Source organism: Levilactobacillus koreensis JCM 16448 (genome assembly GCF_001435525.1).
In the GTDB taxonomy this organism is placed as follows: domain Bacteria; phylum Bacillota; class Bacilli; order Lactobacillales; family Lactobacillaceae; genus Levilactobacillus; species Levilactobacillus koreensis.
In genome coordinates this window covers 1-22,774 of record NZ_AZDP01000071.1, presented here as the reverse complement: position 1 = coordinate 22,774, position 22,774 = coordinate 1, and the positions used below count along the sequence as shown (strand labels likewise).

The 22,774-nt window shown below is 47.5% G+C and carries 24 protein-coding genes and 1 riboswitch; of the genes, 17 read left to right on the top strand and 7 right to left on the bottom strand.

The window, feature by feature from the left end; translation table 11 throughout:
• The first annotated feature begins 8 nt into the window (after nt 1-8).
• Entirely contained in the window at nt 9-707 is a 699-nt protein-coding gene (locus tag FC99_RS06140; RefSeq protein ID WP_048733294.1) for an AAA family ATPase, read from the top strand.
• A 69-nt stretch (nt 708-776) separates the two neighbouring features.
• Here the strand turns inward: FC99_RS06140 and FC99_RS06135 are convergent, their stop codons facing one another.
• The 3 genes from FC99_RS06135 to FC99_RS14430 all read right to left on the bottom strand — a co-directional run bounded on the left by FC99_RS06135 (nt 777) and on the right by FC99_RS14430 (nt 2,933).
• Nucleotides 777-1,484, bottom strand: a complete 708-nt coding sequence (locus FC99_RS06135) for a Panacea domain-containing protein (RefSeq protein WP_048733292.1) — start codon at nt 1,482-1,484, stop codon at nt 777-779.
• A 209-nt stretch (nt 1,485-1,693) separates the two neighbouring features.
• The gene (locus tag FC99_RS06130) at nt 1,694-2,239 is read right to left on the bottom strand and encodes a DUF1097 domain-containing protein (RefSeq protein WP_048733291.1); all 546 of its coding nucleotides are present in this window, start codon (nt 2,237-2,239) and stop codon (nt 1,694-1,696) included.
• Between the two features lie 214 nt (nt 2,240-2,453).
• Complete coding sequence (locus FC99_RS14430; RefSeq protein ID WP_048733289.1) at nt 2,454-2,933, bottom strand: type III toxin-antitoxin system ToxN/AbiQ family toxin; 480 nt, start codon at nt 2,931-2,933, stop codon at nt 2,454-2,456.
• Nucleotides 2,934-3,264: 331 nt separating this feature from the next.
• A riboswitch (TPP riboswitch) is annotated at nt 3,265-3,361 on the top strand.
• Between the two features lie 68 nt (nt 3,362-3,429).
• Here FC99_RS14430 and thiW point away from each other — a divergent pair.
• The gene (gene thiW / locus FC99_RS06120; RefSeq protein WP_048733286.1) at nt 3,430-3,939 is read left to right on the top strand and encodes an energy coupling factor transporter S component ThiW; all 510 of its coding nucleotides are present in this window, start codon (nt 3,430-3,432) and stop codon (nt 3,937-3,939) included.
• Between the two features lie 241 nt (nt 3,940-4,180).
• Here the strand turns inward: thiW and FC99_RS06115 are convergent, their stop codons facing one another.
• Nucleotides 4,181-5,191: a LacI family DNA-binding transcriptional regulator gene (locus tag FC99_RS06115; protein ID WP_048733284.1), complete on the bottom strand. Its 1,011-nt coding sequence runs from the start codon at nt 5,189-5,191 to the stop codon at nt 4,181-4,183.
• A gap of 628 nt (nt 5,192-5,819) precedes the next feature.
• Here FC99_RS06115 and FC99_RS06110 point away from each other — a divergent pair.
• The 10 genes from FC99_RS06110 (at nt 5,820) to FC99_RS06070 (ending at nt 14,450) form a co-directional block, all read left to right on the top strand.
• On the top strand, nt 5,820-6,776 hold the full coding sequence (locus FC99_RS06110) for an NAD(P)-dependent oxidoreductase (protein WP_048733282.1): 957 nt from the start codon (nt 5,820-5,822) through the stop codon (nt 6,774-6,776).
• A 717-nt stretch (nt 6,777-7,493) separates the two neighbouring features.
• Nucleotides 7,494-8,495, top strand: coding sequence for a hypothetical protein (locus tag FC99_RS06105; RefSeq protein WP_082153195.1), 1,002 nt, complete (start codon nt 7,494-7,496; stop codon nt 8,493-8,495).
• A 19-nt stretch (nt 8,496-8,514) separates the two neighbouring features.
• The gene (locus FC99_RS06100; protein ID WP_048733279.1) at nt 8,515-10,047 is read left to right on the top strand and encodes an FGGY-family carbohydrate kinase; all 1,533 of its coding nucleotides are present in this window, start codon (nt 8,515-8,517) and stop codon (nt 10,045-10,047) included.
• Nucleotides 10,044-10,922 (top strand): L-ribulose-5-phosphate 3-epimerase, encoded by an 879-nt coding sequence (locus tag FC99_RS06095; RefSeq protein ID WP_048733277.1) that lies wholly within the window; start codon nt 10,044-10,046, stop codon nt 10,920-10,922. Before FC99_RS06100 ends, FC99_RS06095 begins: the two co-directional genes overlap by 4 nt.
• 293 nt (nt 10,923-11,215) lie before the next feature.
• Nucleotides 11,216-11,338, top strand: coding sequence for a hypothetical protein (locus FC99_RS14360; RefSeq protein ID WP_268872114.1), 123 nt, complete (start codon nt 11,216-11,218; stop codon nt 11,336-11,338).
• A gap of 67 nt (nt 11,339-11,405) precedes the next feature.
• Nucleotides 11,406-12,137, top strand: coding sequence for an L-ribulose-5-phosphate 4-epimerase (locus FC99_RS06090; protein WP_048733275.1), 732 nt, complete (start codon nt 11,406-11,408; stop codon nt 12,135-12,137).
• A 245-nt stretch (nt 12,138-12,382) separates the two neighbouring features.
• Nucleotides 12,383-12,601, top strand: a complete 219-nt coding sequence (gene mazE / locus FC99_RS06085) for a type II toxin-antitoxin system PemI/MazE family antitoxin (protein WP_048733274.1) — start codon at nt 12,383-12,385, stop codon at nt 12,599-12,601.
• Between the two features lie 8 nt (nt 12,602-12,609).
• Complete coding sequence (locus tag FC99_RS06080; protein WP_235805873.1) at nt 12,610-12,951, top strand: type II toxin-antitoxin system PemK/MazF family toxin; 342 nt, start codon at nt 12,610-12,612, stop codon at nt 12,949-12,951.
• Nucleotides 12,952-13,487: 536 nt separating this feature from the next.
• Nucleotides 13,488-14,132 (top strand): hypothetical protein, encoded by a 645-nt coding sequence (locus tag FC99_RS06075; protein ID WP_048733271.1) that lies wholly within the window; start codon nt 13,488-13,490, stop codon nt 14,130-14,132.
• A gap of 39 nt (nt 14,133-14,171) precedes the next feature.
• A complete protein-coding gene (locus FC99_RS06070) occupies nt 14,172-14,450 on the top strand; it encodes a hypothetical protein (protein WP_048733269.1) in 279 nt (92 codons plus the stop codon).
• A gap of 222 nt (nt 14,451-14,672) precedes the next feature.
• Here the strand turns inward: FC99_RS06070 and FC99_RS06065 are convergent, their stop codons facing one another.
• The 3 genes from FC99_RS06065 to FC99_RS06055 are packed head-to-tail and all read right to left on the bottom strand — an operon-like array spanning nt 14,673 to nt 16,883.
• The gene (locus tag FC99_RS06065) at nt 14,673-15,140 is read right to left on the bottom strand and encodes a NanQ anomerase/TabA/YiaL family protein (RefSeq protein ID WP_048733267.1); all 468 of its coding nucleotides are present in this window, start codon (nt 15,138-15,140) and stop codon (nt 14,673-14,675) included.
• A gap of 20 nt (nt 15,141-15,160) precedes the next feature.
• Nucleotides 15,161-16,411 carry an MFS transporter gene (locus tag FC99_RS06060; protein WP_048733266.1) on the bottom strand — a complete coding sequence of 417 codons (1,251 nt, stop codon included), beginning with the start codon at nt 16,409-16,411 and terminating at the stop codon, nt 15,161-15,163.
• A 13-nt stretch (nt 16,412-16,424) separates the two neighbouring features.
• A complete protein-coding gene (locus tag FC99_RS06055) occupies nt 16,425-16,883 on the bottom strand; it encodes a NanQ anomerase/TabA/YiaL family protein (RefSeq protein WP_235805872.1) in 459 nt (152 codons plus the stop codon).
• Nucleotides 16,884-17,456: 573 nt separating this feature from the next.
• Here FC99_RS06055 and FC99_RS06050 point away from each other — a divergent pair.
• The 5 genes from FC99_RS06050 (at nt 17,457) to FC99_RS06030 (ending at nt 22,557) form a co-directional block, all read left to right on the top strand.
• Complete coding sequence (locus FC99_RS06050) at nt 17,457-18,599, top strand: MFS transporter (RefSeq protein ID WP_082153329.1); 1,143 nt, start codon at nt 17,457-17,459, stop codon at nt 18,597-18,599.
• Between the two features lie 564 nt (nt 18,600-19,163).
• Complete coding sequence (locus FC99_RS06045; protein ID WP_048733263.1) at nt 19,164-19,679, top strand: TetR/AcrR family transcriptional regulator; 516 nt, start codon at nt 19,164-19,166, stop codon at nt 19,677-19,679.
• The gene (locus tag FC99_RS06040; RefSeq protein WP_048733261.1) at nt 19,679-20,737 is read left to right on the top strand and encodes an ABC transporter permease; all 1,059 of its coding nucleotides are present in this window, start codon (nt 19,679-19,681) and stop codon (nt 20,735-20,737) included. Before FC99_RS06045 ends, FC99_RS06040 begins: the two co-directional genes overlap by 1 nt.
• A gap of 3 nt (nt 20,738-20,740) precedes the next feature.
• Nucleotides 20,741-21,412 (top strand): ABC transporter ATP-binding protein, encoded by a 672-nt coding sequence (locus FC99_RS06035; protein ID WP_048733259.1) that lies wholly within the window; start codon nt 20,741-20,743, stop codon nt 21,410-21,412.
• 458 nt (nt 21,413-21,870) lie between these two features.
• The gene (locus FC99_RS06030) at nt 21,871-22,557 is read left to right on the top strand and encodes a zinc metalloprotease (RefSeq protein WP_048733258.1); all 687 of its coding nucleotides are present in this window, start codon (nt 21,871-21,873) and stop codon (nt 22,555-22,557) included.
• Nucleotides 22,558-22,774 lie beyond the last annotated feature (217 nt).

Sequence of the window (22,774 nt, the reverse complement as noted above, 5' to 3'; positions counted from 1 at the left end):
GCGAAAAAATGATCAAAGTGGAACATTTGAGCTTCACCTATGCGTCGAAAAAGGCGATTTATAGTGATCTTAATTTCACGACGGTCGATGGCAGATTGAATTGTATCATTGGTAAAAATGGTGTCGGCAAATCCACAATTTTTGACATGTTGGCGGGGCTAGTCAAACCGCAGAGTGGTACGATTAGCCCGCTACTGGCTAGTTCTGAAATCATCTATCAGATGCAGGGGGTCCCCATGTTGATGACGGCGACAGGTCAGAATGTGTTAGACATCTTTCGGGATCTGAATCCTGGTGCGCAACGGACGGATGATTTTTTGACGACGATTTACCAAGAAAATGTGGTGAACCTGTTGGATGAGAAATTTCGCGACATGTCCGGTGGTGAACGGCGGCTATTGATTATTTATGCCATGTGTACGTTGAAGCGGTCGCTGTATCTGTTCGATGAACCCACGAGTGGATTGGATCCCGTCAGCGCACGGAAAATTTTGAACCTGTTGAGCGACTTGGCGACCTGCAGTCAGGTCATCTTCACGAGTCACAATTTATTTGAGCTAAAAAACATGCCTTGCCACGTGATTTTTATTGCGAATAGGAGGTGTATCTTCCAAGGTAACTATGAGGACTTGATGCAGCGCTATGCAGAGGACGATCCCGTGCAGGCATTTGTTGATGCGTTGAAGCAGGATCAATCCGTGAGTTGAGTCGTGGGTGAAGAAAAGCTCAGTAGGCATTGATGAGTTGTTGATCAATGCTTGCTGAGCTTTTTGGGGTTAAATCAGTTCGATTCGGTGATGATGTAAGATATCTTGATTGCGAATAGGTTCATTTTGACCGCCGCGTTGGCGAGCAAGTGTCCAGGGTGTCTGATCACGATGAGTTGGATTCTGATTGTCCTCCCAAGCAGTGTCAAAACGAGATGCGTATTTTTCAATACCAGCTAGCAGCAGTTTCTTTGTGTCGACGGGTAACGTACCGGTCATGAGTTTTAGGTCTAAATTATTGTTTTGTTGTAGTCGGTTATGATGGTATTTTTGAAGGTGATAGACGGCTCGTTCAACGGGGCCCTTATCGAAGGCAACAAAGTTAGCTTCGAAGAGGGGAACCTGATGGGTAACCAGATAATCGGCATAGATGTAGTAGAGCATTTTTTGGAGGCCAAAAGCGGTCAGATTGGCGTGCTGAAGCAGAAAGGCAGCGACGTCAATGGCCTTTAGCAACACTAGTTTGTCCAACTTGGTAAGGAATTGCTGCCAATCAGGATACACAGTCACGTTGGTAAAATAAGGATCCATTTTGACGACGGATGCAAAGTTTGGATCGCTAGTCTTGAGAGTGTGCGGACTATAAGCGGCTGGGTTGGGTGATTGGGACTGAATAGTAGCCTGCTGATGGATAACTGCAGTGCTATCTTGACTTGCAAAATGATAGGCGATGGCCACGTTATCAAATTTAGCTAGTAGAATTAGGTGCGTGTACATAGGCAGTTTCCCCCAGGCAACGAACACGATTTGTTAGTCAGAGCATAACATGGGAAGTAGCTGTTTCCAAGACAAGTTGGTTTATCCCCAAAGTAAATGAGTGAATGAATGATAATGGAGAACTGACTGAAAAGAGAATGGACCGCAACACCACAATATGTGGCGGCGGTCCATTCCCTGTGTAATTTTCATTCATTTAGTATGAATATTTATTCGTTCTTAGCAGGCTCAGCATCGACTTTTTCCGCCGGCTTCTTTTCCGGGAAGAAGTGAAACATGACCTGATTGAACAGGTCCGACGCGTAGCCAATCACGAAGATTCCGAGTAGCATGGACGCGTACAGTTGGAAAACAAAGAGTGACCAACTGTGGATGGAAATGTTGGTGATGATCAGCATGGTCGTTCCCCAAGCAATCAGCCAGGCCGGGACGATGGTGAACTTCATAATCGTTCCTTGGAGGAAGAGGACGACGAAGGTCAGAAAGCCGAACATGATCGAGCTGGCCCAGAGTCCGCTGATGGCGGGAACTTGCAGCAGGCGAAAGGCAAGCAGTCCCCAGACAATGCCGAGGGCGAAGCTGATCAGAATGTTCCAGAGTTTATCCTTGGGGAAGCCGGCGCCGAAGAAGTAGGAGACGGCCACGAAGGCTGCGGACCCCATCCAGAGGGAAAAGCCACTCATAATTAAACTGTAGACTAGGGTGAACAGACCCACCCCAATTGCATCGAACCAGACTTTTTTACTAATTTTCATGATACGGCCCCTTTATTATTTAAGCGTTTACATAACTATCGTAATCCATAGTTTAAATGATTTCGGTAAACCGCGCAAGGGCTTTAGGTAAAACGTTGTAACAAAATTTGAAGTCGAGTATAAAATAAGCATATTCATATACTTAGTCTTAAACGCTAAGTGTATGAATATGCTTATTTGTTGGGTGAGTTATTTTGCTGAGTTATTTCTAAGGTTAGAAGTCCAAATATTTATGCTCGAGGAGTCTAAAGTCCAAGCACATTTGGTTGAAGAAAGGAACTTTGGAGGATAGGCGTTTATGGTACACACTTAAGGCTTTTTGCAAAATGAGCTGCCGGTTGGATCTAACGAAGTTTTGTTCTTTAATTAGTAAATCAAATTTTTTGGGTGACAAACTTTTTAAATGGTCCATATCAATCGGAATATAATTTCTAGTTGAGACAGGAATCATATCATTGATTAATAGAAAGCTAAGGATAGGACTGTTTGAAGACGGAGACTTACGTATGGTAAATGTAAGTCGATTATTTACTCTTTTACCAGGTTTAGATGTTTCAAATGGCGCGAAATAAGAATGATTATTTACCGTTAAAACGGGACCAATATAGGGACGGCGACTTTTATTCTGTAAAACACGATGATCAAATTGTTGTAAGTAAGAGATATAGCGATTATCAACGTAAACTAGTTTCATAAGGCCTCCATAGGGATGAATTTTGGTAAAAAAAAGGAGCTGACAGGCAGCTCCCTCTAATTAAAGCTCTCACTTACGGTAGAGAATCACCAATTTTAAGGCTCTCACTTGCGGTAGAGAATCACCAATTTATCTGATATCTACACTATACAGGATATTCATGAGAAATGATAGGAATCAGACAGGTTTTCGTTTCACCGGGTAATCGGTTCTACACAACGACTAAGCAGCGTTACGATACCCAGCGAGCTAATCGTTTTGACCATACATTAGTACAGATTGTAATGTGTTGATTTCCCCACGTTAACCCGGTATAGTGAGCGATAACTAAGAAAGACACTAGGGGTGCCCTATGGCTGAGATGGATGCGTCCAATCCCTTGGAACCTGTGAGTTAGTACTCGCGTAGGGAAGTGGCCGTTCCGCTAAAATTGGCGACGTCTCTGCTCTGCGTACGGGGACGTCTTTTTTGGAAATTGAAGCGGGGAGCGAAAGTTATGTCTAAGAAGATTTATCCAATGACGTTGACGGCCATGTTGGTGGCGTTGGCAGTTATTGGGGGGAGTTTGTTTTCATTTAATATCGGGGTGGCCAAGGTGGCGCCCGTCCAACACATGATCAACCTGATCTCGGGGGCCTTAGTGGGGCCGTGGTGGGCACTGGCCCAAGCCTTTCTGACCTCATTGATTCGTAATATCATGGGAACCGGGACAGTGTTAGCCTTTCCTGGTAGTATGATCGGTGCGCTTTTAAGCGGCTGGCTATTTCGATTGACTGGAAAATTGTTGGCCGCCGTCTGTGGTGAACTGATTGGTTCGGGAATTATCGGTGCCTTCGTGGCCTACCCGGTGGCCGCCTGGTTGATGGGCACGACCGGTGCAGTTTGGTTATTCCTACCAAGTTTCTTCATGAGTGCGTTGGTCGGCGTCATCATTGGTTATGCGATACTCAAGAGCGTGTGGTCGCGGTTGATTGCGCCACAGTTAGATAAATTACAAGGAAAATAAAGAAGTCTAAATAGACTAAGCAGTGGATTAGCCCCGGTGGCCGATTCACTGTTTTTTTGATGTGTTGTGGACTACAAATTCTGACGGATTACGCAAGTGGACCACGCCTCTTGATAGTAGTTGGAGATTATACTGGAATTGTGAAATCACTGCCAGCCGGGGTGCGAAAATTCCCAACTACACTGGTTTAAGACAAAAAAGGTGCCAGCAGAAATTCTGCGGCACCTAAACTTAAGTCAAATTAAAAACTGTCTCGGACAATCAGATCGGTCGGAATCAATTTGACCTGGGGTTCGGGCTCGTTGTCGTACTTAGTCTCCAACTTTTCCTTCAGAAGATCCATGGCGGCACAGCCGATGGCAAAGGAATCTTGCCGGACGCAGCTAATACCGGGATTCATCAGCTGCATCCACTCGAACTCTTCGTAGGTCGCCACGCCAAAATCTTCGGCGTAGTTGTAGTTGAGCCGTTGAGCCGATTTCAATAGTTGCAGCAACGTTCGGGAGTTCATGGTGAAGAAGCCAATTTTCTTATCGCCCTTATTTGCTAGAATATCTTCCAACGTTTGGTCGAAGTCACTACTCTTATTGAGCGACGTGTTGTACGGTATCGTAATCAGGTGGTCGTCGTTCAAGTAGTTCGTGGCGAGCTTAAAGCCGGCATAGCGGTTCAACCGGGTGCTCACGCCATCGAGCGGCCAACTCACGAAGTAGAGGTCGTCGTAACCCTTGGCGACCATTTTTTTGACCATGGTGTCGACGGAATTCATGTTGTCGGTCACGATGGTATCGACAACATTACGGCGCGCTTGCCGGTCGACGATGACGGTGTAGCTGTTGGATAATTGGTTGTAAATACTACTGTCGGGGTTGACGGGGTCAATGATCAGGCCAGCAACTTCCTCTTCACGCAAGCGATTGATATTTTCAACCTCCCTGCGCTCGTCGTTATTCGAGTTGGTAAAGACCATCTTATAGCCGTACTTTTCGCAACGTTCGGACAGGCCGGAAATAACCGGCGAGGTGAACGGGTTGGTGATATCGGCGACCGAGATGCCAATCGTTTTGTTTTCATTCTTCGCGAGATTCCGCGCCGTGGTGCTGGGATGGTAATCCGTTTTATTAATGATACTGGCCAGTTTGTCGCGGGTTGCGACGGACATTTTCGCGTAGTTTCCGTTTAGAAAGTTCGAAACGGTAGCTGTGGAGACCTCTCCAAGCTTCGCAATGTCTTTAATGGTAAATTTTTCCAAAATGAGCCTCCACTGAGTTCCGTTAGTCTTGATCGCGGGGACGGAGCACCCGCGATTGAATTTATTCTCTGTTAATTAACATACCATCATTTTAGCATGCTTGGGCGGCTGAAACCGTTGTCAGCATGCGATTTTTATACAATTTTTTCTATAAGTTACGTTATTAACTAATTCTACCACTAGGTTAACTTTAAATACCACCACAATGGCCGCCGTTAAAGAGAAATTGTGAAATTTAGTTATGTAGTGATGAACCGCTTTCTTATTGCGACGGGGCTGGTAACCGTTTTTGGTGCCAGGCATGTTGTGAAATGATAAAAGATGCACATTCTTTCGCGAGAAGTGATTGACAAACTTGCGAGATAGCTATAGAATTCATTTGTAAGGTAGTTAAGCGCTTAACCACGTTTAAGATTACCACTAATTCATCACGGTAGCCATATTTTTTTATAAAAGGTTGAAACCGCTTGCTTCCAGTAACGTTAAAGCTGCTGGCTTGGCAACGACAGTTCTTCCTTTAAAAAGAATATGGTCAACGACAACGAGCTTTGTTAACCGTATTACTAGCGTGCAATTTAAATTGTGGTTAGGCAGTTCATTTAAAAAATATTTCTAAGGAGAATACACCATGAGTAAAGCAAAAGTTCTAGTTACCGGAATCATCCCTGAAGAAGGTTTGACGGATTTACGTGCAGCCTTTGAAGTCACTTACGACCCCGAAAAGGAAACCCGCGAATGGATCTTAAACAACTTAGCCGACTTTGATGGCTTGCTGTTAATGGGAACGAAGGCCGACCGCGAATTGATCGATGCCGGTAAGAACCTGAAGATCATCACGACGAACGGTGTTGGGTTTGACCACGTTGACATCGCCTACGCTAAGGAAAAGGGCATCGTCGTTTCTAACTGCCCAATGGGTGTCCGGGTCCCAACCGCTGAAATGACCTTTGCTTTACTCTTGGCAACGGTTCGTCGCTTGTTCTTCTACGACAAGGTTGTTCGTGAAGGCAACTGGATGGACGTTTCCGAAAAGAAGTACATGGGTATGAGCCTTCAAGGCAAGACTCTTGGGATCTACGGCATGGGTCGTATCGGTTCCGAAGTTGGTCGTTTCTGCCAAGCCTTGGGCATGAAAGTTATCTACAACGATGTTCGTCAACTCGACAGCGACTTGGAAAAGAAGCTGGATGTGAAGTACGTTGACTTCGACACGTTAGTTAAGACGGCCGATGTGATCACGTTACACGCCCCAGCCTTACCATCTACGGTTGGCATCTTCAACGCTGACGTCTTCGGTAAGATGAAGAACACCGCTTACTTGATCAACGCCGCTCGTGGTGTCTTGGTTAAGGAAGCTGACCTGGTTGACGCTTTGAAGAACGGCGAAATTGCCGGCGCCGGCTTAGACGTCTTCGAAAACGAACCAAACGTTTCCGCCGACTTACGGGCCTTAGACAACGTCATCATGTCCCCACATGCTGGGACTGGGACTTTAGAAGCACGGATTGCTATCGCGCAAGAAGCTTCCAAGAACTTAATTTCATTCATCAACGACGGTAAAGCACTTAACCACGTAAACGCTTAGTCTTCGTGTAAAGGGATTGGGGGAGCTAAGCTTCGCCAATCCCTTTTGTCATTTCTAACCTCGCTTCTCGGTTTTCGTCTTCGGCGGTCAGAGACTCCACCCGGTGGGGCAGACCTGAAGCCTCAAAGAACGTGAGTCTTCAGGGCGACTTTGAGCCTCAAACTGCGAGTCTCAAAGCTCGGCCCGTGTGGCAAGGCCGGCAAGAACGGCCGACCTAAGAACACCGACACGGGGTTACGTCCCTGACCGCCTTCGACTGAGATGGCGTTAGAAATGAAAAGGGTTGGCGTGCTTGGTTTCCCAATCCATTTACGGGTTATGTATGACTTTATGGTAGAAAATGGTTGCAAGTGATTCTGCTGTAGGCCACTAAATTCAAGTGGACAAGCATTCAACGTCCATTGGGGCTACGCACTATCTAAGCCGTAGGAGGCCAGGGATGTAGCCAGCTGTGTCGATGGTGTTAGCTGATGTTTCTCAATCAGCTTACAGCATGGGACGAGCTGAGAGACGCGGGTTCTTCGCGGCTTTCAGGCGAGCCAGAAGCCCGTACCTCAGGCTGGCGGCGTTCCCCATAGCAGGCGGAATCCCTGGCAGCCGGAGCGCGACCAGCTAAATTTACCCACAATTGACATTTAAAATTAGAAACCGTAAGATAATACTCGACTATTGTTAACCGGTTAACTACAAGAGAAAACACAAAATGGAGGAACAACTGTGAAATTCGATAAGATTTTTAAAGATGACTTAGATCATTGTTACGCAATCATGCGGCTACAACACGACGATAAAGACTATATCGTTGTGGCTTCCGAAGAGAAGAAGCCTTGCTACGCGTACGATTTGAACAACGACTTTGCCCGGACAACCGTTTGGCCTGACGTTGGGGGAACCATGACCATGGTCCAAATCCCTGGGACGTTGAACTTCTTAGCCACTCAAAGGTTCTACCCTGGCTTCAACTCTGCCGCTTGCCGGATCGTTAAGGAAACCTTTAACGGGACCGACTGGGACCAAACCATCGTGGGCGACTTCCCTTACGTTCACCGGTTTGACATCCTCCCTAAGTACGATGGCTCCGGCTACTGGTACGTGGGCTGCTCCATCGCCAACTCCAAGAAGGACACGGACGACTGGACTGATCCCGGTAAAGTTTGGGTCGGCGAATACAACGACGCTACCGAAACGGTCGATGACCTACACGCCCTCGATTTCCGTTTGACCAAGAACCACGGTTACAAGCGCATGGATGGGTACTCCTTGATCACCGGTGTCCAAGGCATCTTCAAACTCGTGCCACCAACTGCTGACAAAGACTGGCAGTTAACGCAATTATCCGACGTTGAAACGTCAGACATCTTTAGTGCCGACATCAACCAGGATGGCGAAGAAGAATACCTGACCATCGAAGGCTTCCACGGTCCTTATCTGCGCGTTTCCGACCACAACTTCAACACGATTTCCCGCAGTGAAGCGGACACGCCATTTGGCCACGCTATCTGGGGTGGTAAGTTGGGCGACCGTGATTACTTCATCTTCGGCTGGCGTGCTGGCAAGCAAAACCTTGAATTGATCACAAGCGATAAATTAGACGCTCAATTGATCGACGAAAAGATGGGGCCAAGCAACGTCACGGTCTACAACAAGAACGGTCAAACCTACCTGTTGTCTGCCAACCGTGAAGCCAACCAGGTCGCAGTGTACGCAATTAACTTATAAATAAGGAGTGTGGCTGAACATGGCAAGCTACTTTTTAACGATCGATAACGGTGGCACCAACACCAAAGTGGCCATCTTTAACGACCAGGGGGACCAATTAGCGGTCTCCGCTTTTCCCACGAAGAACCGCGAACGTAAGGCGGGGTTCCACGAAACGAACCTTGATGACCTGTGGACGGCTCTGGGAGCGGCGGCGCACGATGCGCTGGCCAAGGCCCATTTAACGGGTGACCAAATTAGCGGAATTTCGACGGTCGGCCACGGAAAGGGACTTTACGTTCTCGACCACGACCAGCAGATCTTCATGGATGGTATCTTATCGGCCGACAGCCGTGCCGAGAAACTCGCAACGACCTTTGAAAGTAGCGTTAGCGATATTTTTGCCATCAGCCACCAACACGTGATGCCTAGCCAAGCTCCGGTTATCTTACGGTGGCTCAAGGATCACGAACCAGAAAATTACGCTAAAATTGGCGCCGTGTTGTCCAACAAGGACTTCATTCGTTTTCTGATCACGGGCGACGTTTACCAAGAAATTGGCGACGCGTCCGGTAATAACTTTGTCAATTTAGATACTGAAACTTACGACCAACGGCTCTTCGACTTCTTCGGTATTCCGGAGATGTTTGATAAGATGCCAAAATTGGTCCACGCCACGGATCAGTGTGGGGTCGTTTCACCGGCAGCGGAAAAGATGACGGGAATCAAGGCCGGCACGCCCGTGTTTGGCGGCATGTTCGACATCGATGCCTGTGCCATTGCGACCGGCGTCTTGGACAACGACAAATTCAGCCTGATCGCTGGGACTTGGAATATGAATATTTTTCCGAACGATACCATGGCGCCGGAAGACAGCGGCCTGATGAACTCAATTTTTCCGACCGGTAAGAAGCTGATCGAAGCCTCGAGTCCGACCTCCGCCGGGAACCTGGCCATCATTATCAAGATGTTAATGACCGCCGAGACCCGCGACGCCAAGGCCCAGGGCAAGTCGATCTATGACGACCTCGAGGTGTTCCTCCAGAACACGGACGCCACCTTTGCCAAACTGATCTATTTCCCATTCTTATACGGTAGCAACACCGACCCCGAGGCAACCGGTTCCTTTATCGGCCTGCGCAGTAACACCACGAAATCCGAAATGGTGCGTGCGGTCTACGAGGGGATTGCCTTTGCCCACCGTTACCACGTGCAGTCCCTGTTGAAGGTGCTGGGTCACCAGCCACAGGTCGTGCGGATGTCCGGCGGGGGTACGAATTCTCCCAGTTGGGTCCAAATGTTTGCGGATATCCTGAACCTGCCGATCGAGTTGGTCGAATCCAACGAACTTGGCGGACTGGGTGGCGCCATTACCTCGGCTGTCGGCAGTGGTCAGTATGCGACCTTGGAAGAAGCCGCAGCGAAAATGTCGCGCGTCAAGGCCCGCTACGAACCACGGGCTGACCAAGTGAAAATTTACGATCAAAAGTATGCCGCTTACGTCTCACTATTGACGGCGTTGGACGGTAGTTGGAGCAGTCTCAAGGCATTTCAAGAAGGAGCAGAACAGTGACAGTTAACGCATTAGGCATTTACGAAAAAGCATTACCCCAAGATTTAACTTGGAAAGAAAAGTTTAACTTAGTTCATGAATTAGGCTTTAACTTTTTGGAATTCTCAATCGACGAAAGTGACGAACGGTTAGCCCGGCTGGACTGGACGCGTGAACAACGTGCCGACTTCAGAAATGCCATGTGGGAAACCAACAGCCGCATCAATACCTTGATGTTGTCCGGCCACCGCCGTTACCCCTTAGGCTCCGCTGACCCCGCTATCCGTGCCAAGTCGCTGGAAGTCATGCAAAAGGCCATCGACCTCGCCGTTGACCTGGGCATCAAGAACATCCAGTTGGCCGGTTACGACGTTTACTACGAAAAGAAGACGGTCGAAAGCCGTGAATACTTCGTGGAAAACCTGCGCAAGTGTGTCGAAATGGCCGCTAAGAAGCTGGTCACGTTATCCATTGAAACGATGGACGACCCATTTATCAACTCGCTGACCAAAATCGCCCATTATAAGAATATGATCAAGAGTCCCTTCTTGCAGGGCTACCCTGACCTAGGAAACATCAGCGCTTGGCCAGAAAACAACGTTGCCGAAGACTTGGAGAACAACTTAGAAGACGTTGCGGCCGTCCATTTGAAGGACACGTTAGCCGTCACCCCGACGTTCAAGGGCCAGTTCAAGGAAGTGCCATTCGGTGAAGGCTGTGTGGACTTTGAAGGTTGCCTGCGGATGTTAGCACGGTTGGACTACTCCGGGAGTTACACCGTTGAGATGTGGACGGGCACAATGGCTGATCCCGTTGGTGAGATCAAGAAGGCTAAGCGGTTCTTCGATGACCTCTTCGCCAAAGTCGGCATTGCACAAGAAGCCATCGCCGACTAGTTCCGCTAAAAATAATGGGGTTAGTGTGTCGATGTTAACCGGTACACATGGCTAAAAATTGCTGCACTGCGGTTGCCAGGGATTCCGCCTGCTGTGGGGACGCTTCAGCCTGAGGAACAGGCTTCTCGCTCGATTTGAAGCCACGAAAATCACGTGTCTTCAAAGTCGCCCATGCTGTAAACTGGCCAAAACCCGCCAGTTAACACCATTCTCACGGCTAGCTGCATCCCTGGCCGCCTCCGGCTCTGATTGAGCTCTGCCATGACCAGTGTGGCTATTAAGAGTTAGCGTCCATGTCTACGCGATTCTATTCGGTTCCCGATGTAATCGGGGATGAAGTGCTCATCGTCACACGGCTACTATCCATATTTATCTCTGCTATTAAACAGATTCCCATCGCAACACCGTTCGACTAAAATACGACTATCGCCGCAGGTCTTAGCGACTGCCGGCAATATACAGAAATTAAGGAGCAAACAAACTATGCTTGAAAAACTCAAACAAGAAGTCTACGACGCTAACATGCGTTTACCACAACTCGGTCTGGTCTCATTTACTTGGGGAAATGTCTCCGGTATTGACCGTGAAAAGGGCCTGTACGTCATCAAGCCTTCAGGTGTCGACTACAATGACTTGAAGCCAGAAGACATGGTCGTTGTGAACGTGAAGGACGGCAAGGTCGTTGAGGGGAACATGAATCCTTCAAGTGATACGCCAACCCACACGTACCTGTATAATCATTTCCCAAACATCGGCGGAATCGTTCACACCCACTCACCTTGGGCCGTTTCCTTTGCTGCTGCTAAAATGGACATTCCAGCCATGAACACCACGCACGCTGACACTTTCTATGGGGATGTGCCTGCTGCCGATGCTTTGACCAAAGAAGAAATCGAAGAAGATTACGAAGGTAACACGGGGAAGACGATCGTCAAGACGTTCAACGAACGCGGTATCGACTACGAAGCCGTTCCCGCTGCCTTAGTTAGCCAACATGGTCCCTTTGCTTGGGGCCCAACTCCTGACAAGGCCGTTTACAACGCCAAGGTGCTCGAAGTGGTCGCCGAAGAAGACTACCACACGGCACAATTGACGCGGGCCAACCGCGAATTGCCACAATACTTGCTGGACAAGCATTACCTCCGCAAGCACGGCGCCAACGCCTACTACGGCCAAAACAACGCGAAGTCTAAGGATCATGCGGCTCGCGAGTAAGCTTTAAAATGATTTTCTGAGGGATTAACCTAGTGATGGGTTGATCCTTTTTCGTTGCTGAGAAGTTGTCGCACTGCGGCAGCCAGAGATTCGACTAGGTCATTCAGGAGTAAACATATAGAATCCGACTACGATTGAGATGACGTTGACAATGGTTATTGCCTAATCGAATTATTTCGCAGATTTTAAAATAGTTCAACCTTGTAATACGTGTTATACTAGTTTAAAAGAAAGGGGTGCTTACTATGATGGAAGTAAAAACAGTAAGTCGCGGTAACTCTTTAGCACTGAGTTTGCCAAAGGATGATCGTTTTAAGAAGGGTCAACGCTGGCTACTAATTCCCGCTACGGACGGCGAATCCTTTACGTTAGTTCCTAAAATGGAAAATCCATATGCCTCTAAAAGGGACTCAAAAGCCATGACTGAGGAATGGTCTGACGTTAATTGGAGCGAAGTAGAATAATGACATATATGCCTAAGCAAAAAGATATCATCTGGATTAATTTTGATCCGCAACGTGGCCGAGAGATTAAAAAACGCCGCCCGGCTCTTGTACTCAGCAGTGACCTTTATAACCGGAGCACTGGCTTTGTGATTGTCGCTCCAATAACATCTACAATTAGAGACTTACCTGGTTATCTGACTTTGGGTGATGATTACCAGATTCATGGTCAAGTTGTGGCCGCACAAGTCTATTCGTTTGATGCATCGACCAACGCTAATCGTCAAGTCGATTACATTGAAACCATGCGTGATGAGGATTTCTATCGGGCTGCGCAGATTGTGTACTATAACTTTGATTTTCCGTTTTGATCTTATCAATGGTTATAGTCACATTCGTATAGGATCAGCAGGAAACCTTGGATTTTAGTTAATAATTTTGGCCTAAGGATCAACCTAGCGATGGGGTGGTCCTTTTCGTTGCTGAGAAATTGTTGTACTGCGGTAGCCAGAGATTCGACTGAGGCATTCAGGAATAAACATGTAGAATCAGACTACGATTGGTGACGTTTAAAATGGTCATTGTCTAGTCGAATTATTTTGCAGGCTTCAAGCAATTTATCCCACAATTTAATGGTGTTAATACATGTTAAAAGAAGGGGGAGTGCGTACCATGAGAAAAGTAAAAATAGTAAGCCAATACAATTTTGTTTAGATACCAGATTGCTTAATGATTTTTTAATTATAAAAAAATATTTAATATCTATAAGCAAAAGGCTATGGTACACCACCAATATTATTTACATTGCATATTGTGTTGTAATTGTTTAAAAAAAGTTTATCGTTAAGGTTAAGTTATATCGGTAGGAACAACTGGTGTGGCTAATAAATGAAGAGGATTGATTATCTTGACAACTAACACTGCTTTAAAATTAGGACTTAGTATGTTGGCCTTTACGATGTTAGGAATGTTTGCAACTCCTCAGGTACATGCAGAAACCGTTAGAAGTTCAGTAAGTGGCGTTGCACAAAGTAATAAAACAGATAATCGTTCGGAGAGTATTGAGTCGGTAGATAAATATGTTGATGTAAAGAGCAACCAGTTTGTACTCAATATACCTAACGAGAGCAATTTGAATAATACCACAGTGGTGAGCGCTCAGAATGCCATCAATGACGCTAATCAAGAAATTGAGTTACATCATGGTGTAATTGATCCATTAACGAAGCAAATTACTTTTCGTGGTGATCTTGACAAACGCGCTTCGCATGAGGTAAGAAAATATTGGTGGGGAAGTCGTCATATTTTCCGATCGAATAATGCCGTTGATAGCTTTGCGTACGGTCTTGAAAACGAATCGGCAGCGCTAGCAGTCACATCTTTATTTGCTGGGATTGCACCGACGGCTGGAACTCTTGGTGGTGTAGGAAGTTTATACTTTGAGAAAGTAGCGAGCGACCTGCGCCATTTTAATACACAACATTCAAGAAGCAAAATCTATATGGACATTAATCGTGCTTTGATTTATAAAATTGCGGTATGGCATGATTGATTATAATTAATCTAAGATGTTCGTAAGGAGGAGAACGCAATGTGGCTAAGAGCAGTTGGCTTGTTATTACTACTATCTTTTATGATCTTACTTGTAAGACCCCTTCTTTTAAAGAAAGCGGACGGTCAGCGGAAGTGGCTTGATGCACTGGGACTGGTGACCTTCTTACTGGTGACGGTTATGATTAATGTACCTCTATTCGGATGGAATTTATATACGCTGATTTGGGTGTTGGTTATTAATATGATTGCTTATTTTGTTCTTATGCTCATAAATAGATATAAGCATAAAAAATTGTCACGTTTCAATACCAAATGAATGTTAAGGTCTATGTGAATCGTGAGTAAACCTTAGATCTTTATCGAATGAAGGGATTGATCTAGCAAGAGATTAGTCCCTTTTTCGTTATATAGGGGTTTCCGCAAAAGGGGTTGTAGGTCTTAACTCACTGAACAAAAAAGCACCTAACAACGACCAGAAGTCATTGTCAGGTGCTTTTTAAATGGTGTGCTCGATGCAAGGGGGGAGCACTAGTAAACCCTAGTTGATGGCGATCTTAACGCAAAGCTTGTGGTTGTGACCAACCTTACCATCAACCATCCCATGAGCGGCATGTAAGTCGGATGGGTCGAAGATAGCGTAGTGACGGGCGGTCAAGAGTGCCTTGCTATGGAAAGCAGGGTGACCAAAGCGTTGGATTTCTTCCTCTGGATCGTAAGGACTAACGGCCTTGGCAGTACCCTCGTCGGCCCAACGAACCCATTCAGCACCGGTAATCATGTAGTGAATGTCGATGTGGTCACGGTGGGTTTCGTAAGTCATTTCAGCGTAGTCGCGGGTGTCGTATTCTTGGAAACGAAGTTCAACGCCTTCAGCGATAACCTTAGGGCCAATTGGTTCTGCTAGTAATTCTTCAGTTGAACGGGCGTCTAACCAGTCCAAAGCAGTCTGAATCCGTTTTTCAACCTTTTCGTTGCGTTGGTGACTCTTGCTTAGTCCAAATTCCATGAGTGATTTCTCCTTTAAATTTAGTTAGTATTTTTATCTGCGTCGGACTCACGTACAAAGAGTAAGGCGACCACAGCGATAATCGGGAAGACAGAGATAGTTAAGTATGAGGTCACGTAACTACCCGTTGAAGCTAACAACTGGCCCAGTAGGACGGGGGCCAAGAACGAGCCAACTTGGTTAAAGACGTTGATGAACCCAGAAACGGTCCCCCGTTGGTCGGCTGGTGCGACTTCAACGGACAAGTTGTTGGTGATGGTACTGAACATGAAGGCCCCAACCCCCATAGCACCGGTCCAAAAGTACAACAGACCTAAACTACCATGCGGTGTTAACGCGAAACCAATGATGGTTGGCGTGAAGATGGCCATGAAGATAGCGGCCCAGATGTGACGAGATAATTTAGAATGATCGGAGATCCAACCAGCGACGACCATGGAGATAACTGATGTAATCCCGAAGATTGACATCGCTGTCCCGGCAGTCACAATGTTGAAGTGCAAGCTCTTAACGATGAAGAGGTTGGCCCAGTTGGTAACCCCCCATTTAGCACCCGTAGCGAACAAACCAGTGATGGCTAACATCCAAACGGAACGGTTGTTGATGGCTTGACGTAAACGAGACATTGAAGATTCTTTCTTAATTTCGCCGTCGGCTTCCTTGATCCCAAATTGTTGTGGGAATGGCGGATTACCCTTCAAAGCGAAGTAGGAGAAAATCAAAGCAGCCAGTGGGAAGAAGGCCGTAACCCCTAAGGCAGCACGCCAGCCGTAATGAACCATCACAGTTGGGGCGTACAGGTTGATCACAGTCAACCCAAATGAGGTACAGGTGTTGAAAATCCCAGTAGCGGTGGCCCGTTTCTTACCATCGAACCATTCGGTGATAATTCCTAAACAAGCGGATAAGTCAGGACCACTGACCAGCCCTAAGACGAACCGGAGAGCTAACCCATCCCAGTAGCCGTGCATGAAGACCATGGCAACCATGACGATCAAGTTCCCGGCAACGGCGGAGAGCAATAACTTCTTGTAACCGAATTTATCGGCGAGCATCCCACCAGGTAGCACCGTGATGGCGTACCCAATGTAGAACGCAGTTAAGTAGGAATTCCCTTGTTGTACGGTGAAATGTAGGGAATCGATGGCTGATGGCATGATGGTTGCCCATGACAGCCGAGTGATAAAGCTAATTAAGAACGCCAGCCAAATACCGGCGAGGACCATGATCTGGCGACCGGTCCATTTTCCATGTGTCGCAGTAGTATCCATGATGAGAAGCTCCTTATCTGCCTAATTTCAAAACGATTTTTCTAACATGAGTTGGTTGGTCGATGAGGCCGTTAGTCCGGTGAGGTTCGTGCATACCAATCAAAACGAAGTCGCCCTTATGCAGGAGGATTTGATTGAAAGCCGTTGGCCGTTGGACGTATTGGATATCGCGCTCATCGTTGTAATCGCTAATGCCGACGTAGGTCGTGTCGGGGGCAACGTCGATGCGTTCCTCACCTTCCACGATGTAGTGTAGGTCCAGACGCTTGTTGTGAATTTCAAATTCGAAATCCTCAATGGGCTCGGTCTCGTATTCCAATGTTTGGACGTAGAATCTGTCGCCATCTTGATGGCTGCGACCCAGGGGAGTTGCCGTTAAATCAGTGTTCTTGAGGAAGGAAACGGCCTCTTGAACGCGTTCGTAGTCCTGAGCATCAAATGAGTCTAAATTTACGAATAGCAATGCGTTCACTCCTTTTCGACTGTAGTTAAGCGATTAACAAAATTTTTAAATAAAAAACAGTACTATGATTGCTGTTGTGAAAGCCTTTATGAATGATTAAGATGTGTTTGTTAAAGCTTGTTAATCGCTTAACCAACTTTACAAGGGTAATTGTAAACGATTCCAAATTCTTTTGCAACCCTTTTGCCGGAATTTCACAAACTCATGGACGTTAAAATAACGGTGAAATCGACCTGAGCGGGCGGCAACTCTGCATTCTAAAATTTATCTCGGACATCAAATAAATTAATATTTTTGGAATTCACAAGTCCAATTATCGTTGATTTACGGTTTGGTTAGGCGGTTAACCTATTTTAACCAATCAACCCGAAAATTTTGGGATGGCCGGCCCGGGGGAAGCGCGATGTGATTAGTGACTACTGGAATGCCAGGCTGTTATGAATCCGCTTTAAGCTCAGTTTAGAGCGTAACCGCTACCATTTTGGCGTTGGTTTTCAATCTTACTGAAAAAGGCTACACTATTTTGAGGAGGTTTTTTCAGTGAAGACACAAGCAGCACTATCGCGTCGTACCATTTTACTAATGGCCGTGGTGACCGGGGTCATCGTTGCCAATCTAAACTTTATTCAACCCATCGAGAATTTAATTGCGGCCGACTTCAATTTATCCAAGGCCGTCGTTGGGATGCTCGCCATGTTAACGCAGTTGGGATACGCGTTCGGCCTGCTCCTAATCGTACCGCTGGGGGATATTTTTGACCGCTATCATTTGATTCAATTCATGATGGTCTTATCGATTCTTTCCATGTTACTCGCGTTCTGGTCACCCAATGCCGGCGTCTTTGCGGTCGCCACGACGCTGGTCGGCATCACATCGGTTGCACCACAGATCATCATCCCGTATGCCGGCTACCTGGCGCCCAGCCTCCAGCGGGGGAAGGTGCTGGGCATCGTGCTCAGTGGCCTACTGACCGGGATCTTGCTGTCGCGGTCGTTCAGTGGACTGCTGGGGAGCGTCATGCCGTGGCAGGACATCTACCTGATTGCGGCGGCCATCGACCTGGTCTTTCTGGCCATCGTTCATTTCCGTTTGCCCCACGATGCGCGCGGTCATCAGGACCTGAACTATTTAAAGGTGATTGGGATGTTGCCGAAATTGTTCATGACGCAACGCGAGCTTCGGGGCTCGGCCATCAACGGCTTCTGCCTGTTCGGCATGTCCAACGTCCTCTGGTCCACGCTAGCCTTCTATTTGGCGGCGCAATACCACTTGGGCAGTAACGTTGCGGGTCTCCTCGGACTGTTAGGCATCGCCGGTGTCTTGGCAGCGCCCATGATCGGCAACATGGTCGACCAACGCTCACCCCGACTAACGGTCGGATTGGGCATGGTCTTCTCCGGGGTCGCCTTCTTGATCTTTTGGCTGATTGGCCACTGGTTGCTCGGACTGATTGTCGGCATCGTCCTGCTGGATTTGGGGACGCAGTTTAGTCAGGTCTCCAATCAGGCCATCGTCCAGTCATTGAACCGGCGCGAGAGTAGTCGAAATAACTCCGTATTCATGTTCAGTTATTTTCTGGGCGGGGCAATTGGCACATTGTCCGCAACCTGGGCGTGGAGTCACGCCGGGTGGACGGGTGTCTGCGGCGTGGCCGTGGTCTTCCTGGTCATCGCCATTGCTGGTCACCTGCTGATTGGCGAACCGGAACAGCTCAATGCAGACTAGCTAAAATTGGTCGCACTCCGGCTGTCAGGGATTCCGCCTGCTGTGGGGACGCTTCAGACTGGAAGGGCACCAGTCTTCTCGCTCGCTTTTAAGCCGCGAAAAACGTGCGTCTTAAAAGTCGCCCATGGTCTTGGCTAGCGTCCTTGCTAGCCAAGACCATCACCATGGCCGCCGGCTACATCCCTGTCCTCCTTTGGCTCAGGTTGTGTTCTATCACAACAAATGGGGATGTCCAGTCAGTGGCGTCAACCAATCAGGTAGTGGAGATGGTTGCAATCGGCTTCTTTTACTGGCAACGATTCACGAAGACCTAGCGCTTGATACTGGTTGCGCTGAAGCCGTCGCCACAATAGGTAATGTTTCGCTAGTATACCTGGCAGAGCTTAAACAAACTAATAAGTAATCGGCAATGGGGCATGTTCAACCACGTTGCCGATTTTAGTTTAGTTTCGAGTTGACACGGTGTCACCTGCATGGTAAACTGCTTTTTGTACACAGGTGACACAGTGTCACTTTGAAAGAAATTGCACCTTTAAATTTACCTTTACCGAAAGGAGACGGCTTATGCCTTCAACAACTTTTGACCATTTAACCGCTGAAAAGCAAGCACGGGTGACCGCGGCACTATTGACCGAGTTTTCCGAACATGGCTTGGCCGATGCCCAGGTGGCGCGTATCGTGACCGACGCTGGTATCGCGCGGGGGGCCTTTTACAAATATTTTGATGACCTGACCGATGCCTACCAGTATCTGTACCACACGGCCATGCGGGAGATTCACCGCGACTTTGACGTGACTCCCAGTGGCAAATTCCAACCGCAACCTTACTACGAGGCGGTCGAACAATTCGTCGATCACTTCACCAATAGTCAGTACGACCAGTTGATTCGCCGGCACTACAGTGAAAACGAGAGCCTGCTGCCCGAACGGCCGGTACCTGTGACGTTGCCCGCCGCGGATTGGGCCGCGATGACGTTGAGCCACGCTACGATTAAAGAAATTATGCTGCAACCAGCCGACAGAGACGCGGCGCTGGCCCGTTTCCGGCAAGTCCTGTCGCTGTTAGAGGAGGAACGTTAATGTTTTTAGCCTTAAAGGAAATTCGCCACGAAAAGCTCCGGTACGGGTTGATCATCGGCATGATCGTCTTAGTCACGTACCTCGTGTTCGTGTTGAGCGGACTGGCTTACGGCCTCGCCCAGCAGAACACACAGGCTATCTCCTCGTGGGATGCCAGTCGGGTCGCCCTCGACAAGGACGCCAACGATAGTTTACCGCAGTCGTTGATTACCGATGCAACGGCGAAGAAGGTCAATATGACCAGCCACGAAGCTTACTTGGGGCAAGCCGGAGTCGTTGCGAAGGCCAAAGGGCAAGCAAAACTATCCGCGCAATTTTTGGGGATCTCACGTGATCAATTTATCTATAAAAGGGTCAAGGTGGCGAGCGGTCACAAGCCAGTCAAAGCCAATCAAATCATGGTCGACGACAGCTTTAAGGATAACGGCTACGCGCTGGGCGACAAGGTCACACTGAATTCGACTAATGATAAATACACCATCGTTGGCTTTACGCACAATGCCAAGATGAGTGTCGCACCGGTCGTTTATGGCTCACTCAAGACTTGGCGGACGCTGAGCCACGTGACGAGCGATTACAAAGCCAACGGGATCGTGTCCAACGACGCCAACTTCTCGACGACCCACGGGCTAAGCACGCTGAGCATGAGTCAATTTATCAACAAACTTCCCGGTTACTCCGCTCAGAACACGACGTTTACCTTCATGATCGCCTTTCTGATGGTCATCGCGATGGTCGTCATTGCCGTCTTCCTGTACATTTTAACTATGCAAAAGTTACCGAACTATGCGGTTTTGCGGGCGCAGGGGATTCCCGCCAAGGTCTTGGTCACGACGACCATTAGCCAGGCGCTCCTGCTGGTCGTGGGTGGTCTGGTGATTGGCGCCACATTGACGCTGGCAACCGTGCTGGCGCTACCCGCGGGCGTGCCGATGAGCTTTAACCTGCCATTATTAGGAGGCGTCACGGCCGGCATCCTGTTGACCGGCGTGGTTGGGGCCCTGATTCCCGTCAAGATTATTTTAAGCGTTGACCCCGTCAGCGTGATTGGAGGATAAGCGATGCCAGCATTAGCATTAACCAACGTCAATAAAAAATTCGGCCACGCGACCAACGAGGTGACCGTCTTACACGATATCAGTTTTGAGGCCAACGCCGGCGAAGTGAGCCTGGTTCTGGGACCATCCGGGTCGGGGAAGAGCACCTTCCTGACGATTGCCGGGGGAATCCAAACGCCGACATCCGGCTCGGTCATTGTGGAGGATCAAACGCTGCACGACTTGTCTGGCAAGGCCCGCGATGCGCTGCGGCTTAATCAGATCGGGTTCATTTTACAGGCCTATAACTTGGTGCCATACCTCACCGTGAAGGACCAGTTCAAGCTAGTCGACCGGGTCAAGCCGCAGGGCAACTTGGGGGCGGCGGAGTTAGACGACCTGCTAGCCCAGTTGGGTATCGGTCAACTGGTCGATCAATTTCCGGCCGAACTTTCCGGTGGGCAAACGCAGCGGGTCGCCATTGCGCGGGCGCTGTACCAGAATCCGGACATCATTTTAGCCGACGAACCGACCGCGGCGCTCGATAGCGACCGGGTCAAGGTGGTGGGGCAGTTGCTGCATGACTTGGCCAAACAGCACAACAAGGCCATCGTGGTGGTGACGCATGACTTGCGGCTCCAGGAGTTCGCCGACAAGACCTACATGATCATGGACGGCAAAATGACTGTGGCTTAGGGACTGGCAACGTAGTGGATGAGTTGCCTTACCGGCCGGCAGATATGGGCTGGAACGGTGCGAACGACGCGCCTGAGCCCATATCTGACGACCTCTCGGCTTATACGGTGGTCCTGAAGCGACTATGAAATTGGTTTGTCAGGTTGGCTTGTGAGTTTTAGGACGGGTATACTCGGAACATTAGCATAACGTAGGATGTCTATAATCATTTAGATTTTTCCAATTTGAGCTCAGAGTAAGCTGTTTATCCACTATATCCATAGTACGTGACCAATTCAACTCAATCTAAGTAGCAACAATCCTTCCGTTAACTAGTCGTAATGACCGGTTAACGGAATTTTTTTAATTTTTTTCTGTTTATTTTTCCTATCGAGCCCCCAAATGACATATTGTGTCGTACCGACCGCGTATAATTGCAAATATAACGGCAAAAACTAATTAAAGGGGAGTCTTACATCATGTTAAATGTTAAAAGTAAACGATTATTGAAGTTCGTCACGTTAATGGGAATTGGAGTAAGTTTACTGGGCGCTGGCAGCGTTACTGCAAATGCGTCGAGCCAGCCAGACTGGAATAATTTCAATGTATATACATCTGGAAAAGGTGCTCATGATGGTTGGGCTATATCTTCAGATTACGTTATTAAGTATCGAATTGATTCAAAGTCTAGTCATTATCGTGGGATTTGGAAGAAAGCAATTGCCAACTGGAATTCAGCGCATTCCGTCAAATTGGTTCCCGCTAAAAAAGGAAAGTCGGCTCAAATGCATATGACTTCAGTATCAAGTTTCACGAATACAACAAAATATGATGAAGAATTATCTTTGAATAAAGATGATTATGCAAATAAAGACGGTTATTCAGTGGTAGATTCCAGATTTTGGTATGACATTCTCGATTATTCGAATTGGACACGCATTATCTCTCGTTCTCGTTCTTTATTGAATCGTGAAGTTATGAACAATGGCAATTATTCAGATAAGCAAAGAATCAATGTTGCAACTAGAGAATTAGGGTATTCAATGGGATTAAAATATAATCATAAGAGTAATAGTGTTATGAATGCTGATAATTATAAAGTTGGGATAACTAAATCTGATAAAAAGCAATTGAAGAAATTATATAGAGGTGCTACTGTGAATTAAGTAATTCATGACAAGTAGTAATCATTAAAAAAGGAAAAAGGAAAAAGGGATTATCCGAACTGGATAATCCCTTTTAGTAAGCAGCATACTAGGGTCTGTTTGAAAACATCTTTTTTAGGTATAATCTTGGTAAAAACGAATTGAGGTTTTACCATGACAGTGCCTAAACGTTATGAACTTGAAGATGACCAGTGGGAACGCATTGCTTCACTATTTC

What these genes read in the sequence shown, in the direction of transcription:
- FC99_RS06140 (WP_048733294.1), top strand. Translation starts at nt 9, where the DNA reads ATGATCAAAGTGGAACATTTGAGCTTCACCTATGCGTCGAAAAAGGCG.
- FC99_RS06135 (WP_048733292.1), bottom strand. Translation starts at nt 1,484, where the DNA reads ATGTACACGCACCTAATTCTACTAGCTAAATTTGATAACGTGGCCATC.
- FC99_RS06130 (WP_048733291.1), bottom strand. Translation starts at nt 2,239, where the DNA reads ATGAAAATTAGTAAAAAAGTCTGGTTCGATGCAATTGGGGTGGGTCTG.
- FC99_RS14430 (WP_048733289.1), bottom strand. Translation starts at nt 2,933, where the DNA reads ATGAAACTAGTTTACGTTGATAATCGCTATATCTCTTACTTACAACAA.
- thiW (WP_048733286.1), top strand. Translation starts at nt 3,430, where the DNA reads ATGTCTAAGAAGATTTATCCAATGACGTTGACGGCCATGTTGGTGGCG.
- FC99_RS06110 (WP_048733282.1), top strand. Translation starts at nt 5,820, where the DNA reads ATGAGTAAAGCAAAAGTTCTAGTTACCGGAATCATCCCTGAAGAAGGT.
- FC99_RS06100 (WP_048733279.1), top strand. Translation starts at nt 8,515, where the DNA reads ATGGCAAGCTACTTTTTAACGATCGATAACGGTGGCACCAACACCAAA.
- FC99_RS14360 (WP_268872114.1), top strand. Translation starts at nt 11,216, where the DNA reads ATGTCTACGCGATTCTATTCGGTTCCCGATGTAATCGGGGATGAAGTG.
- FC99_RS06090 (WP_048733275.1), top strand. Translation starts at nt 11,406, where the DNA reads ATGCTTGAAAAACTCAAACAAGAAGTCTACGACGCTAACATGCGTTTA.
- mazE (WP_048733274.1), top strand. Translation starts at nt 12,383, where the DNA reads ATGATGGAAGTAAAAACAGTAAGTCGCGGTAACTCTTTAGCACTGAGT.
- FC99_RS06080 (WP_235805873.1), top strand. Translation starts at nt 12,610, where the DNA reads ATGCCTAAGCAAAAAGATATCATCTGGATTAATTTTGATCCGCAACGT.
- FC99_RS06070 (WP_048733269.1), top strand. Translation starts at nt 14,172, where the DNA reads ATGTGGCTAAGAGCAGTTGGCTTGTTATTACTACTATCTTTTATGATC.
- FC99_RS06065 (WP_048733267.1), bottom strand. Translation starts at nt 15,140, where the DNA reads ATGGAATTTGGACTAAGCAAGAGTCACCAACGCAACGAAAAGGTTGAA.
- FC99_RS06060 (WP_048733266.1), bottom strand. Translation starts at nt 16,411, where the DNA reads ATGGATACTACTGCGACACATGGAAAATGGACCGGTCGCCAGATCATG.
- FC99_RS06050 (WP_082153329.1), top strand. Translation starts at nt 17,457, where the DNA reads ATGGCCGTGGTGACCGGGGTCATCGTTGCCAATCTAAACTTTATTCAA.
- FC99_RS06045 (WP_048733263.1), top strand. Translation starts at nt 19,164, where the DNA reads ATGCCTTCAACAACTTTTGACCATTTAACCGCTGAAAAGCAAGCACGG.
- FC99_RS06040 (WP_048733261.1), top strand. Translation starts at nt 19,679, where the DNA reads ATGTTTTTAGCCTTAAAGGAAATTCGCCACGAAAAGCTCCGGTACGGG.
- FC99_RS06035 (WP_048733259.1), top strand. Translation starts at nt 20,741, where the DNA reads ATGCCAGCATTAGCATTAACCAACGTCAATAAAAAATTCGGCCACGCG.
- FC99_RS06030 (WP_048733258.1), top strand. Translation starts at nt 21,871, where the DNA reads ATGTTAAATGTTAAAAGTAAACGATTATTGAAGTTCGTCACGTTAATG.